Here is a 13,963-nt window from a genome sequence, read left to right on the forward strand (position 1 = left end):
GAAATACGCTGATTATTACCGTAAAATCACTGATACATTAATTGCTTTCTGCAACGGCTTTTAAAGCTTTCAGCGCTTTTGGCCAAGCATTATCCATGAAATCTTTAAACTCTGGAGGAAGCGTATCTGCTATTAGTTCAATCAAAAGATGGGTTTTATCGCCTTCCCGCGTCAGGGTATAGTTTTCATACGAGCCGGCGCATGCTTTCGCCATCTCAGTGTCTACAATTTCATTTCCGTTTACAACTTCGCCAAGCGCTTTGATAGACATGAATTTTTCACGTTCGTTCCTTTCAATCACCGCGAACATGCCGCTGTTATTACCATCAAGAAAATGCACCTTGCTGCCTTCCTGCCAGTTGGTAACCGCATGCGAGCCCTCGCAAAAAGCATTTGTCCATTTTGGATAGTTAGCGTCGCTCCACAGCGAATCCCAGACTTTTTCTGTCGAGGCATCAATAGAAACCTCAAATTTTGAATATTCCATAATTGTAGGGTTATAAATCAAATATCGGTATCAATACAGGTGGGCAGTGAGGGCCAAACGCGACAATTTTAGGTTTTACTAAGACATACGTGCCAGGAGAATTAAGATTATAATACATTTGTATTTATATAAGCGCTTATATAATCGCATACATAATATATGAATTTATATCAAAGTTTGGGTTATCTGGTATTAGGTAGTCGCCTGCGCCGACTGAGTGAGGCCTTTTTATCCGAAATAAACCGCATTTATCAAAATGAGGGCATCGACTTTGATGCCAGTTGGTTCCCGGTGTTTTACCTTTTATCTCAAAATAACTCTTTATCAATAAAGGAGCTAAGCGAGCGGACAGAAGTTTCGCATCCGGCGGCAAGCCAGCTGATAACTAATCTCAGGAATAAAAATCTTGTTGAAACTACCGTTAGCGCAGATGACGGCCGGAGGCAAATTGTTCAATTGACAGAAAAGGGAAAGGCTTTGTTACAGGAAATATTACCTATTTGGGATGCTATAACCGCAGGTATGACCGGGCTTGAAGGCGATAATCAACGGATAAAAGATTTACTGCCCGCTATCGCGGCAATGGAAGATACATTCAGGGGATATGACCTTTCTGGCAAGGTAGCGGAAAAACTTAAAGCAGATACAGGTGCAAAACTTTAATTACGGAGTTGATCAACTAACGGTAGGGTTATGCCTTGATATAGCATCGGGAAGGCTGAAAGGCCTTATAAACGGCCAAGCCGCAGCGCGTATTGATGCATCATGGCGCGAAGTTGAAAAGATAGCGCACGGGCATGTCGCTGTTTATGGTATCAACACAGGCTTTGGTCCGCTTTGCGACACGCGCATATCTGAAAACGATACCAGCCTGTTACAAAGCAATATCCTTAAAAGCCACAGCGTAGGAATAGGTGATCCTATCCCGCAGGAGATTGCCAAGCTGATGCTGATCACCAAGGTACAGGCTTTGGCGCAGGGGTACTCGGGTGTATCCCGGCAAACGCTTGAGCGCATTATCTGGCATATCGATAACAATATCATTCCTGTTGTACCCGAAAAAGGCTCGGTAGGTGCTTCGGGTGATCTTGCACCATTATCGCATTTATTTTTGCCGCTTATTGGCCTGGGCGAGTTATTTGTTAACGGCCTAATACAACCTGCCGATAAGGTTCTTAATGATAAGAACCTTAAGCCATTGGTGCTTGGGCCTAAGGAAGGACTGGCGCTCATCAACGGTACACAGTTTATTTTGTCCTTTGCTGTAAAAGCTGTCGAGCGTTTGCACAATGCCTTAAATATCGCTGATATTATCGGCGCGGTGTCTTTAGAAGGCCTGATGGGTTCGGCCCGCCCTTTTGACGCGCGTCTGCATGCCATACGCCCTTATAAGGGAACGCAGCATGTTGCAGAGCGTTTAGCGGCTATGCTGCAAGGCTCGGCAATTGGCAGCGCACATGCCGATTGCGACAGGGTGCAGGACCCTTACTCGCTGCGTTGCATGCCGCAGGTGCATGGTTCATCGCGCAATGCCTGGCTGCATCTGAAGGAGATGACTGAAATTGAATTGAACTCGGTTACTGATAACCCCATTGTTTTTGATGCCGGGGATACTATAAGCGGGGGTAACTTTCATGGCCAGCCAATGGCCATCCCGCTGGATTATGCTACCATAGCTGCAGCGGAGCTTGGAAATATAGCCGACCGCCGCTGCTACCTGATGAGCGAAGGACGATATGGACTGCCCAAGTTATTGACCGGGAACGCGGGCTTAAACTCGGGACTGATGATACCACAATACACCACGGCGGCATTGGTAACCGAGAATAAAACCCTTTGTTTCCCGGCAAGTGCCGATAGTGTGCCCACATCTTTAGGCCAGGAAGATCATGTTTCAATGGGTTCCATAAGCGGCAGAAAGCTTAACCAGGTGATAGACAACCTGGAATACATACAGGCTATTGAACTGCTTTACGCAACCCAGGCGCTTGAGTTCAGGCGGCCGTTGAAATCTACGCCGGTTATTGAAGCATGTTTTGAATTAGTAAGGCAACATGTACCCATTATTGAAGATGACAGAGTTTTCGCTAATGATATTAATATCTTGCACAGATTAATTAAAAGCGGCCAATTGCTTACTACAGTCAACGAGGCTGCTCAAACACATAACGTTAATTTGCAGGATACTAAAGATTTTGGGATTTATTAATGTTGGTTTGTTAGTTCATTGGTGGGTTGGTTCACTCGTTGATTAGTTCTTTAGGAATTAGTCATCTGGTATCTAATCTTAAAAATACAATTTAAAAAAAACGTGATGCTTGCTTATTAACCATTAAACCAATGAACCAACCGATTAATGAACCAATCCACCACTAAACTAATGAACCAACTGATAGAATGTGTACCCAATTTTAGTGAAGGCGTTGACATGGCCGTTATCAAAAAGATAACAGATGAAATTGAGTCGGTAGACGGAGTACGCTTACTGAACGTTGATCCCGGCAAGGCAGCTAACCGTACAGTGGTAACTTTTGCAGGTGCGCCGGCACAGGTAATTGAAGCCGCTTTTTTAGCGATAAAAAAAGCCGGGGAACTGATTGATATGAGCAGGCAAAAAGGCGAACATCCACGCATGGGCGCTACAGACGTTTGTCCGCTGATACCGATTGCCGGTATCACCATAGAAGAAACTGCGCAATATGCCCGCCAACTGGGCAGGCGGGTTGGTGAGGAATTGCAGATACCGGTTTACCTTTACGAATATTCGCAGCCGGATAGAAGCCGCAGCAACCTGTCGGTAATACGATCAGGTGAGTACGAAGGGTTCTTCGAAAAAATAAAGCATCCGGGATGGAAGCCGGATTTTGGCCCGACAGAAAACGATGTTAAGCGCGGGGCAACCGTTATTGGCGCGAGGGATTACCTGATCGCTTATAATATAAATCTGAACACTTCATCTACCGAAATTGCGAACGCTATAGCTGCTGATGTACGCGAATCCGGCCGCTTGCTGCGTGAGGGTGAACAGAAAACGGGTAAAGTTATCAAAGATGAAAATAGTAAGCCAAGGCGTATTCCCGGCAGCCTGAAAAGCGTAAAAGCTATAGGCTGGTACATTAAAGAATATGGCATTACCCAGGTATCTATGAACCTTACTAACATCAATACTACCCCTACACATATCGCGTTTGATGAGGTGAGTAAAAAAGCTATTGAACATGGCGTGAAAGTAACCGGAAGCGAGTTGATTGGGCTGATACCTTTAAAAGCTATGATCGATGCGGGTAAATATTTTCATCAAAAACAATCATCATCGGGGGAGCTTAGCGAAACCGAATTGATAGATATAGCAGTAAAAACAATGGGGCTGGATGAATTAGCTCCGTTTAACCCACAGGAGCGAATTATAGAGTATGTATTAAAAAACAAGTCAGATTAACACTAATATTCAAGGCAATAAAGGTAGTAATAGAATAGCATGGCATAATTGTTGGTTAATTTATAATTAAAATTATCAAATATGAAAAGCGTATTCAAATTATTATTAGGTACAGTGATTATTGCGGCGGCCTCATGCAGCGGTAATGGTAATAGTGGGGCTACCGATACCGACAGTACAGCAAACATCATGAGCAGCAGCACACAGGCAGCTGCAGACAGTAATGAAAAAGAGTTAAAAGCAAAAGATTCTACAGAAGTAAAAGCTGATTACGAGTTTGCTGTTGAAGCGGCAAACGGCGGTATGATGGAGGTTGAATTGGGTAAACTTGCCCAGCAAAAAGCATCAAGCCCGCAGGTGGTTGCCTTTGGTAAAATGATGGTAACAGATCACTCAAAAGCCAATACCGAGCTTAAAGCCCTTGCTGCATCAAAAATCATTACATTACCGGCTATTTTAGCCAACAAATCGCAAATGGAATTTGATAAGATGGCTAAGCTGGATAAAACTGAGTTTGAAAAGCAGTATGTAGAATTTATGGTGAAAGACCATAAGGAGGACATTGATAAGTTTAAGAAAGAAGCTACCGACGGTAAAGATGCCGAGCTGAAAGCTTTTGCTGCTAAAACGGTTCCGGTTTTGCAGCATCACCTGGAGGAAATACAAAAAATTGCCGACGCTCAAAAAAAGTAATCATTAATAAACAAGAAAGCCGCTTAAGCGGCTTTCTTGTTTTATCAGGAAATTAGAAGTGATATCTTACAAAGGCTTCCATAGCCGCATATTCGGCCATGCCTAATTTATCGTAAGATTGTGCCGTCTCGCGGTTACGGTCTTCTGCACGTACCCAAAACTCACGCGCATCATCGCCCGGAAACACCGGAAGGTCTTTTTGTGACTGATGTTTGAATATCGCGTTACGCTTACGGATCACCTCTGCAGGTGAAAGTGGTACAGCCATTTCAATTTCATGCGTCGGGAATTCCTGCCATGCGCCGCGGTACATCCATACCCAGCAATCGTTTACCCAATCTTCTGTCTGGCGCAGGCGGCGCAACGACTCAATTATAATATTAAAGCAAACCACATGCGTACCATGCGGATCGGCAAAATCGCCGGCTGTAAACACCTGGTGCGGTTTTATGCTTTGCAGCAGTTCCATCGTCAGCCTGATATCTTCTTCGCCAACCGAATTCTTTTTGGTTTTACCGGTTTCATAAAAAGGCAGGGCCTGGAAATGGATATTGCTATCGGGCACACCAGCATACCTTGCACCCGATATAGCTTCGGTTTTGCGTATAAAGCCTTTTACGTTGCGTATCTCTGGTGTATCGATCTGGTTTGGTTGCTTAGAGGCTATAAAATTGCGCATATCCTCATAAATGCCCTTCATCTTTGTGCTGTCTTCGCCAACGCTGTCTTTAAAGTCTATGGCAAACTCAACAAAGCGTAAAACATCATCGTCCCATACCGCGGTATTGCCCGATGTTTGGTAAGCTACATGTACATCGTGCCCCTGGTCTACCAGGCGGATAAAAGTACCGCCCATTGAAATTACATCATCGTCAGGGTGCGGAGAGAATACGATAGAACGCTTACGAGCAGGTTCGGCACGTTCAGGGCGCTGGCTGTCATCTGCCCCTGGTTTACCGCCCGGCCAACCGGTAATGGTATGTTGTACCTGGTTAAAAATATCTATGTTGATCTGGTAAACCGGGCCTTGCTCAACAGCCAGCTGGGCCATGCCATGGTTATTATAATCTTCTTCCGTAAGTTTAAGTATAGGCTTATTAACTTCGTTAGAAAGCCATATCACAGCCTTCTTTTTCAGGATGTTGGTCCACACGCAATCTTTTACCAGCCATGGGGTATCAAAACGGGTCAGCTCGGACGCCGCATTAAAATCAAGTACAAATTCAACATTGTCAGACAACTGCAGGTAGGTAGCTGGCACTTCGCTTGATATCTCACCTTCAACTGCTTTGCGTATGATAGGGGCTTTTTTAGCGCTCCAGGCCATCAAAATAATTTCGCGGGCCTTAAAAATGGTGCCGATGCCCATGGTAATTGCTTTTGCAGGCACTTTTTCTTTACCACCAAAATCGCGCGAAGCATCACTACGGGTAAGGTCATCCAAAGTAACCAGGCGGGTGCCCGAGTTTGGCGCCGACCCCGGCTCGTTAAACCCGATGTGGCCGGTACGGCCTATACCCAGTATCTGCAGATCTAAGCCGCCCAACTCTTCGATCTGTCTTTCATATTCCAGGCAAAAAGCAGCTACATCATCAGCCGCAAGCGTACCATTAGGGATATGAATATTTTTGCGGTCGATATCGATATGGTCAAACAGGTTCTCGTTCATAAAGGTAACGTAGCTTTGTGCAGCGTCAGGCTTCATGGGGTAGTACTCATCAAGATTAAAGGTAATCACATTGGAGAAAGACAAGCCCTCTTCGCGATGCAACCGTACAAGTTCGGCGTATACCCTGATAGGTGTAACACCGGTTGCCAGTCCTAATACTGCAGGTTGTTGAGCAGCCTGCTTTTTCCGTATTAAGGTTGCTATACGTCCGGCCACTGCTACTGATGCAGTTGTTTGATCGGAATAAACGGTTACGGGCAGTTTTTCGTAACGTGTTTCTTCTAATAAGTTTAATCGTGCCATAATTGAGGTTTATCTGTTTAAATGTAAGTCTTTTTCGAGGTATAACTGCAAAAAAAATCCTCACCCAAGGGAGAGGACAACAACCAGGTAATTAAATATTTAAACCCTCTCCTGAGGGCATATTAAGCGCTTTATATAGCGATGCTTGCATCATCATTAGTGCAAACTTAGCAAAAGCAATGTTTATAATCAAAATACTTTTTAAAATAATTTAAAAAGATAATTGTTGTAAAGCGTTTTTTAAATCGTTAATCAAATAATCAGCTTCTTCTAAGCCAACATACATGCGTATCAATTGATGTCGTGGATTCTCATTGTCAAAGTCTGGCACCGGGATACCGGCAACTGAAGGAATGATAAGGCTTTCGTGGCCGCCCCATGATACAGCCATCAGAATGTGTTTAAGGCTGTTGCAAAAAGTTTCAATGCGGTGTAATGCGGAGTTTTTTAGCGTAAAACTAAACAAGCCGCCGCAGCCCTGCATTTGCCGGCGGGCAAGTTCGGCTTGCGGAAAATCCTCGTCGTATGGCCATATCACTTTATCTATCTGCGGTTGTTGTTTTAACCATGCTACAACAGTTTTAGTGCTTTCAAAGCTGCGCTGCAACCTTAAAGGCAAGGTACGCAAACCGCGAATGAGCAACCAGGCTGAATGCGGAGATAATGCGGCGCCAATGTTTAAAAACTCATGGTTAAAAATTTTTTCGATCAAAGCCTTTCGGCCGGTGAGCACACCTGCTACTACATCGGAGTGGCCGCCGATATATTTGGTTGCAGATTGCGCCACCAGATCAATCCCCAACTTAATGGGCTGTTGATATAAAGGTGTACAATAACTGTTATCCACCATTGTAATAATGTTGCGTTCTTTGGCCATTGCCGCAACGGCTGCCAAGTCCTGCAGTTCATAACTAAAAGTGTTAGGGCTTTCCAGGTAGATAAGCCTTGTACTGCCCTGTATGGCCTTCCGGATGTTTTGGGCATCAGCCCCATTTACAAAAGTGGTGGTAATACCAAATTTAATAAGCAGGTTATTAAAGAGTTTGACTGTCCAACTGTAAGGATTTTCAACGGCGATTACATGGTCGCCTTGTTTAAGCAGAGAAAGTACAGGTACGGTAATGGCCGCTATTCCGCTGCCAAAAACCAGGGCATCTTCAGCACCATCAAGCGCGGCAAGTTTTTTACGCAGGATATCTACTGTAGGGTTATTCCCTCTTGAATATAGGGTAGCGCTATACTCATCAGCAAGCGCCTGCCGAAAATCATCAACAGTATTAAAAGTAAAATTGCTGGTTTGGATAATGGGCGGAGAAACGGCGTTATAATAACTTTCACGTTCTTCGCCCAGTTCGTTCAGTATGTATGATAGATCCATAAGTTAAGTAAGTTGCGACGGTTTCTTTTTGCGTACGCCCAGGTAATAAATGGCAAGCCCCAGGGCATAAGCGGCGAGGCACCACAAAGCTGCAAAAGGATCTTCGCGAAAAGTTAAAAATATATTGATGGTTACAAACCAGTAGGCCAATATGAAGATAACAGGTACCAGCGGGAACCATTTGATCACGTATATATCTTTCGTATCCAGGTCCTTAGTTTTTTTTCTTAATATAAAAATGGTAAGCGCGCAAAGAGATAGGCCAATGGTATCAAAAAACATGACATATTTTAGCATGGCGCTAAATGAGCCTACAAAAAAAAGAATGATTAGCGCGGCGGCAACAAATACCGTCATACCAAATTCCTGAACCTGTGTTTTTGGATTAACGCGTTTAAATATAGGCGGCAGTATGCCGTCATCGGCCATCGCGTAATATACCCTTGGGTTAGCCAGTATATTTACGTTTACATAAGCCAGTACGGAAATAAACATCAACACTGATGTTATTTTGTAACCGGTGTTACCAAAGATAATACCCGCCAGCTTAGCGGCTAAAGTATGCGTTTGCTGCAGGCCGCCTATACCCAGCACGGCATAATAAGCATAATTTATACTTAAGTACAGCACAATTACAGTGCTTATGCCAAATACTATCGCCTTTGGAATATTACGCTTGGCATTAATGATATCGCCCCCAAAGTTGATGGTTTGCTGATAACCGCCATAAGTAAAAAACACTGCCACCAGGCTAAGCCCGAACGCGGTTACAGGGTTAGTGCTTATAGCTTTTGCTGCTGCCGGCGCAACGGCAGGTGCATTGCTTTTAAATATGGCAGTACAAAGTACCAGTATGGCAGCTACTTTAAAGATGCTGAGTATGTTTTGTGCCCTGGCGCTTAGCTTGATGCCTAAAAAGTTTATAACGTATAAAATAAGTACCGTAACAATTGTAGTTAGCTTTGTACCTGCGTTGTTTTGCAGGCTTGCAGGTAACAGGATAGGATTAATATATTCGGCCCCTAACAGCGCTACCGCCGCAACGGATGAAGCATTGCTGATAACCAATACCCAGTTGATCATGAAGGCAAAAGCCGGGTGGTAGCAATAAGAAAAAACTTTATAAAAGCCGCCCGTAGAGGGATAGCGTGCACCTATCTCGGCAAAAGTTAAAGCACCGCACAGGGTAACCAGGCCTCCAAATATCCAGGCGCCAAAAAATATCCAGGCACTACCCGCTTTTTGGGCTACATCGCTTGGGCTGCCAAATATGCCCATGCCTATCACCAGGCTTATCACAATCATACTCAGATCAAAGCGGTTAAGGCGCGGTTGAATGCTCATTATTACTTAGGTGTTAATATTCTAAATTTATATTTTAATTATATTGTATTTAAAAATTACTTTTAAATTCGTTTGGTTTTTATCTCCCTATTAATAACTATTTTGAAGCAATTTAAGCAAATATTCCTGATAGCAGTGCTTATGCTGTGTAGCATAACCTGGTTTGGAGCAAATGCGCAGAAGCGCCTGCCAGCTTCAAAACAAACGGAAACTTTAAAATACGGCAACCCCAGCGAACAGCTTAAAAACTTTTTAAAAATCGCCGCCGCTGCAAATGTTAGCTTTACTTTTCCTAAAGGGTTCCGGGAAATCAACGCGCCCGATAATGAAGATGTATCTTTTGATTATGCTATTGAGCTCCCCGGAAAAGATTTTGAGATATGGTTTCAGGTAAAATCGCAAAAAGAAAACTGGGCTAGTTATGAGCGTAATTTAGGTAATAAAAGCAGAGCCGTAGCCAATCCTGATTCGCTTTACATAGGCATGGGTAAAGCTTGTGCCATAGCTTTTGCCGGCCAGGATAATTATCTGGTACGCACAATTCCGGCTGATATTGCCCTGCGCTATAATGCCGACGCCGGCAAATCTTACCTGCTTAACCTGCTCGATTCGCCTGTTACCAAAAGCTACAAGTACGCCTTGCTTATCACACTGCAAAAGGACCACACAGGTACCATACTTGCCGTAGCGTTTTCTAATGAAAAAGGCGCGGAGTTTTTTAAAAACATCGCTAAAGCCAGCAATTGCGTAAAGTTTAAATCTTAAAATTAATGTTAATAAGTTAGGACATTTAAATATTGATTTAAGTGGCCGAAGTATATTTTTGCAATGGGTGCAACACCTGTTGATACACTGATTTGATTATGGCAGAAAATATAAATTACAACGACGATAGTATCCGTTCCCTCGACTGGAAAGAGCACATCCGTTTAAGGCCGGGTATGTATATTGGTAAGCTTGGCGATGGCTCGGCTTATGACGATGGCGTGTATGTGTTGTTAAAAGAGATCATGGATAACTCTATAGACGAGTTTGTAATGGGCGCCGGTAGAACAATTGATGTGAACATGAGCGATCATAAGGTTTCCGTACGGGATTATGGCCGCGGTATTCCGCTTGGAAAGGTTATCGATTGCGTATCCAAGATCAACACTGGCGGTAAATATGATAGCAAGGCCTTCCAGAAATCGGTAGGCTTAAATGGTGTAGGTACAAAGGCTGTTAACGCTTTGTCTACCTCATTCACAGTTCAATCTTACCGCGACGGCCGCACAAAAATCGCTGAGTTTGAAAAAGGTGAACTGGTGCGCGACGAACCTGAGAAAGATACCACTCAACGTAACGGCACGGCTATTAATTTTATACCCGATAACAGCATCTTTCGGAATTACCGTTTTATCCCCGAGTTTGTTGAAAATATGATATGGAACTATGTGTTCCTTAACTCGGGCCTTACGGTAAACTTCAATAATCAAAAATATTTTTCGGAACGCGGGTTATATGATCTGCTGAACCGTAATGCTGATACCGAAAACCTGCGTTACCCTATCATTCATTTAAAGGGCGAGGATATCGAGATAGCGATGACGCATGGGCAATCTTACGGTGAAGAGTACTATTCATTTGTTAACGGGCAGCATACCACACAAGGCGGTACACACCAGGCCGCTTTTCGCGAAGCGGTGGTAAAAACCATCCGCGAGTTCTATAAAAAAGAGTTCGAAGCGTCAGACATCCGTGCCTCTATTGTTGCAGCTATTGCAGTAAAAGTACAGGAGCCGGTTTTCGAGTCGCAAACAAAAACCAAGCTGGGTTCACTCAACGTCGGTCCGGAAGGGCCTTCGGTACGTGCTTTCGTAAACGACTTTCTGAAAAAAGAGCTGGATAACTACCTGCATAAAAACCCCGCAACGGCCGATGCTTTGTTAAAACGCATCCTGCAGTCGGAACGCGAAAGAAAGGACATAGCAGGCATCAAAAAACTGGCTAATGACAGGGCAAAAAAAGCATCATTACATAACCGTAAACTACGCGATTGTAAGCTGCATTTTGACGATAACCACGAGCGTAAACAGGATACCACGCTGTTTATAACCGAGGGCGACTCGGCCAGTGGATCTATCACCAAATCTCGCGATGTAATGACCCAGGCGGTATTCAGCTTAAAGGGTAAACCGTTGAACTGCTTTGGTCTTACTAAAAAAGTGGTTTATGAAAATGAGGAATTTAACCTGTTGCAACACGCGCTTAATATTGAGGATGGCATTGATAACCTGCGCTACAATAACATAGTTATAGCTACCGATGCGGATGTTGATGGTATGCACATCCGTTTGCTGCTGATGACCTTCTTCCTGCAGTTTTTCCCTGATCTGGTAAAGGCCGGCCATGTATCTATCCTGCAAACGCCATTGTTCAGAGTGCGAAATAAAAAAGAAACCATTTATTGCTATAGTGACGAAGAGCGCCGCAATGCCATTGCCAAATTGGGCAACAAGCCAGAGATAACCCGCTTTAAAGGTTTAGGTGAAATATCACCAGAGGAATTTGGCCTGTTCATCGGCAAAGACATGCGCCTTGACCCGGTTATCCTGAAAAATGCTGATGTTAAATCGTTATTGGAATACTTCATGGGCAAGAACACCCCAACACGCCAGCAGCACATTGTAAATAACCTGCGCGTAGAAAAAGACGACGAAAGCGTTAACCCGCTGGTTGCGGAAAAGATTGAGGATGTGGAATTGCCGATAGCGGTGTAATTAAATCACTATGAAACTAAAACTCTTTTTACTATTCATTTTAAGCACTGGCTTTGTCAGCGTCCATGCGCAGCAGGGCTTTCCGTTTGCGGATGAGATACGCGAATTTAAGCACCAGGACAGCCTGCAGATGCCTGCTAAAGGCGGTATCCTGTTCATCGGCAGTTCATCAATACGTAAATGGACTGACCTGGAGCAACGGTTTAGCGACCAGCCCATTATACGCCGTGGAGTAGGTGGGTGTACTATTGAGCAAGTGGTTGATTACTATACGCCTTATATCATGTATCCGTACCAACCCCGTAAAATTTTTATTTACGCCGGCGAAAATGACATCGCCGCGGGCAAAACCGGCGAGTTTACTGCACGCGAGTTTTATAAACTGTGGACTATGATAAAGCAGAATTTACCGTCTGCCGAGATCTACTTTATGGCTATAAAACCAAGCCCCAGCCGTGCCAAATACTTCTCGCAGGTGCGTATAGCTAATGATATGGTTAAAAGCTTTTTGAAAGGAAAAAGCAAAAGCCACTACGTTGATGTAGTTTCGGTAATATTGGATGCCAAAACGCATCAGCCCGATACTGCTTTGTTTGAAAGTGATATGCTGCACCTTAACAGCAAAGGCTACGATAAGTGGGAGGCTGTTTTGAAGCCGCTGGTGAAATAATGCCTCTACTGCATCCTCCCCAAAAGGGATGACTTTTTAGCGCCTCTCCGAGGAAGAGGGGTTGGGGTGAGGCCAAACAAGAAAGGCCCCTTCTCAGGGGCCAATCACACTCAAACACTAAATAAAACTATTTGAAAACGCTGTAAACGTTAGTAATCTTCCAGCCATTGGCAGTATTGGCAATGGTTACATAATTACTACGGGTAAAGTGTTCAAATTTCATATCTACCTTTACAACGGTCATGTCGGCGTTGCTTTCTACAACATCTGTACTGGTAGTGCAGGCTTGCTCAATGTTTTTCTGGCCTTTAAGGTATTCAGCCATTTCTTTTTTATCACAGCTCAAAATTTCTTTGCCGCGCAGTATGCTGAATTTGGCACTTTTATCAACCACTTCATTAAAGTTGTCCAGTTTACCACGGGTAACTGCATCAAGGTAAGTGTTAATAGCGCGTGTTTTTGTAAGATAAGCTGCTGGTACATCGTTAGCTTTAACAAAGCCACAAGTAATCATAAGAGCTAAGGCAAGGGTTAATGATTTTAAGGTTTTCATGGTAATATTTTTTAAAAGGTTGTTATAAATTGTTGTTTGTTATTTGTCTATAAGATGTTCCCAAAAAGCAATTAGTTACAGCATTAAATGTTAAATTCGGAGATTTAACAATCTTTTAACAATTGACGTTCAGAAGTATATAATTTGTAATGATTGACTTCAATACCATCATACTTCAATATGGCGAACAGGGCGACAAAACCGGCTGGACTTACATTGAGGTGCCAAATGACATAGCCTGCCAAATATTGCCAGGCAATAAAAGATCATTCAGGGTGAAGGGTTGGTTAGATAACCTGGTTGTTTCAGGTATGGCTGTAATGCCGGTTGGTGAGGGTAATTTTATCATGGCCCTGAAAGCCCAGATACGTAAAGGCATTGGTAAAGGCAAGGGCGCTATGCTGCGTGTAAGATTAGAGCATGATAAGGATTTTAAGATTGAAATGCCGGATGACCTGCAGGAGTGCTTTGACTTTTCTGATGAAGGGGCGTTTGAATTTTTCAGCGGTTTATCAAAATCGCACCAGGGTTATTTTATCAAGTGGATAAATGATGCCAAAACAGAGCAGACACGTGCCAACCGCATTGCCGCTACTATAAATGCGGCAAACCGCCGTATGGATTACGGCGCTATGCTGCGGAAGCAGAAAGCTCTGCGCAACAGTTAA

General features: G+C 43.8%; 13 protein-coding genes. 8 read left to right on the forward strand and 5 right to left on the reverse strand.

The features are described from left to right. Positions 1-37 precede the first annotated feature (37 nt). The gene (locus ACFQZX_RS03525) at positions 38-487 is read right to left on the reverse strand and encodes an SRPBCC domain-containing protein (RefSeq protein ID WP_377111342.1); all 450 of its coding nucleotides are present in this window, start codon (positions 485-487) and stop codon (positions 38-40) included. Positions 488-646: 159 nt separating this feature from the next. On the opposite strand from ACFQZX_RS03525, the gene ACFQZX_RS03530 reads away from it, so the two are divergent. From ACFQZX_RS03530 to ACFQZX_RS03545, 4 genes are all read left to right on the forward strand, one after another. Next, positions 647-1,150, forward strand: coding sequence for a MarR family winged helix-turn-helix transcriptional regulator (locus tag ACFQZX_RS03530; protein WP_377111343.1), 504 nt, complete (start codon positions 647-649; stop codon positions 1,148-1,150). Continuing rightward, entirely contained in the window at positions 1,137-2,696 is a 1,560-nt protein-coding gene (hutH, locus tag ACFQZX_RS03535; RefSeq protein WP_377111345.1) for a histidine ammonia-lyase, read from the forward strand. Before ACFQZX_RS03530 ends, hutH begins: the two co-directional genes overlap by 14 nt. 147 nt (positions 2,697-2,843) lie before the next feature. Beyond that, entirely contained in the window at positions 2,844-3,926 is a 1,083-nt protein-coding gene (gene ftcD, locus ACFQZX_RS03540) for a glutamate formimidoyltransferase (RefSeq protein WP_377111347.1), read from the forward strand. Between the two features lie 81 nt (positions 3,927-4,007). Continuing rightward, positions 4,008-4,619, forward strand: a complete 612-nt coding sequence (locus ACFQZX_RS03545; protein WP_377111350.1) for a DUF4142 domain-containing protein — start codon at positions 4,008-4,010, stop codon at positions 4,617-4,619. A gap of 52 nt (positions 4,620-4,671) precedes the next feature. Here ACFQZX_RS03545 and nagB read toward each other — a convergent pair whose 3' ends face one another. From nagB to ACFQZX_RS03560, 3 genes are all read right to left on the reverse strand, one after another. Further along, positions 4,672-6,591 (reverse strand): glucosamine-6-phosphate deaminase, encoded by a 1,920-nt coding sequence (gene nagB / locus ACFQZX_RS03550; protein WP_377111352.1) that lies wholly within the window; start codon positions 6,589-6,591, stop codon positions 4,672-4,674. Between the two features lie 211 nt (positions 6,592-6,802). Continuing rightward, positions 6,803-7,969 carry a trans-sulfuration enzyme family protein gene (locus tag ACFQZX_RS03555; RefSeq protein WP_377111355.1) on the reverse strand — a complete coding sequence of 389 codons (1,167 nt, stop codon included), beginning with the start codon at positions 7,967-7,969 and terminating at the stop codon, positions 6,803-6,805. A gap of 3 nt (positions 7,970-7,972) precedes the next feature. Beyond that, positions 7,973-9,313 (reverse strand): APC family permease, encoded by a 1,341-nt coding sequence (locus tag ACFQZX_RS03560; protein WP_377111358.1) that lies wholly within the window; start codon positions 9,311-9,313, stop codon positions 7,973-7,975. A 102-nt stretch (positions 9,314-9,415) separates the two neighbouring features. On the opposite strand from ACFQZX_RS03560, the gene ACFQZX_RS03565 reads away from it, so the two are divergent. From ACFQZX_RS03565 to ACFQZX_RS03575, 3 genes are all read left to right on the forward strand, one after another. Further along, positions 9,416-10,078, forward strand: coding sequence for a hypothetical protein (locus ACFQZX_RS03565; protein WP_377111360.1), 663 nt, complete (start codon positions 9,416-9,418; stop codon positions 10,076-10,078). A gap of 98 nt (positions 10,079-10,176) precedes the next feature. Beyond that, entirely contained in the window at positions 10,177-12,072 is a 1,896-nt protein-coding gene (locus ACFQZX_RS03570; RefSeq protein WP_377111363.1) for a DNA topoisomerase IV subunit B, read from the forward strand. Positions 12,073-12,082: 10 nt separating this feature from the next. After that, positions 12,083-12,742, forward strand: a complete 660-nt coding sequence (locus tag ACFQZX_RS03575) for a GDSL-type esterase/lipase family protein (protein WP_377111365.1) — start codon at positions 12,083-12,085, stop codon at positions 12,740-12,742. Positions 12,743-12,869: 127 nt separating this feature from the next. On the opposite strand, the gene ACFQZX_RS03580 is transcribed toward ACFQZX_RS03575, so the two are convergent. Next, the gene (locus tag ACFQZX_RS03580) at positions 12,870-13,295 is read right to left on the reverse strand and encodes a nuclear transport factor 2 family protein (RefSeq protein WP_377111368.1); all 426 of its coding nucleotides are present in this window, start codon (positions 13,293-13,295) and stop codon (positions 12,870-12,872) included. Positions 13,296-13,444: 149 nt separating this feature from the next. On the opposite strand from ACFQZX_RS03580, the gene ACFQZX_RS03585 reads away from it, so the two are divergent. Further along, complete coding sequence (locus ACFQZX_RS03585) at positions 13,445-13,963, forward strand: YdeI/OmpD-associated family protein (RefSeq protein ID WP_377111370.1); 519 nt, start codon at positions 13,445-13,447, stop codon at positions 13,961-13,963.

Source organism: Mucilaginibacter litoreus, from assembly GCF_042676805.1.
Lineage (GTDB): Bacteria > Bacteroidota > Bacteroidia > Sphingobacteriales > Sphingobacteriaceae > Mucilaginibacter > Mucilaginibacter litoreus.

Excerpts from the sequence above, each read along its gene's own strand:
- ftcD (WP_377111347.1), top strand. The coding sequence starts at position 2,844 with ATGAACCAATCCACCACTAAACTAATGAACCAACTGATAGAATGTGTA.
- ACFQZX_RS03525 (WP_377111342.1), bottom strand. The coding sequence starts at position 487 with ATGGAATATTCAAAATTTGAGGTTTCTATTGATGCCTCGACAGAAAAA.
- ACFQZX_RS03575 (WP_377111365.1), top strand. The coding sequence starts at position 12,083 with ATGAAACTAAAACTCTTTTTACTATTCATTTTAAGCACTGGCTTTGTC.
- ACFQZX_RS03585 (WP_377111370.1), top strand. The coding sequence starts at position 13,445 with ATGATTGACTTCAATACCATCATACTTCAATATGGCGAACAGGGCGAC.
- nagB (WP_377111352.1), bottom strand. The coding sequence starts at position 6,591 with ATGGCACGATTAAACTTATTAGAAGAAACACGTTACGAAAAACTGCCC.
- ACFQZX_RS03580 (WP_377111368.1), bottom strand. The coding sequence starts at position 13,295 with ATGAAAACCTTAAAATCATTAACCCTTGCCTTAGCTCTTATGATTACT.
- ACFQZX_RS03530 (WP_377111343.1), top strand. The coding sequence starts at position 647 with ATGAATTTATATCAAAGTTTGGGTTATCTGGTATTAGGTAGTCGCCTG.
- ACFQZX_RS03560 (WP_377111358.1), bottom strand. The coding sequence starts at position 9,313 with ATGAGCATTCAACCGCGCCTTAACCGCTTTGATCTGAGTATGATTGTG.
- ACFQZX_RS03555 (WP_377111355.1), bottom strand. The coding sequence starts at position 7,969 with ATGGATCTATCATACATACTGAACGAACTGGGCGAAGAACGTGAAAGT.
- ACFQZX_RS03570 (WP_377111363.1), top strand. The coding sequence starts at position 10,177 with ATGGCAGAAAATATAAATTACAACGACGATAGTATCCGTTCCCTCGAC.
- ACFQZX_RS03545 (WP_377111350.1), top strand. The coding sequence starts at position 4,008 with ATGAAAAGCGTATTCAAATTATTATTAGGTACAGTGATTATTGCGGCG.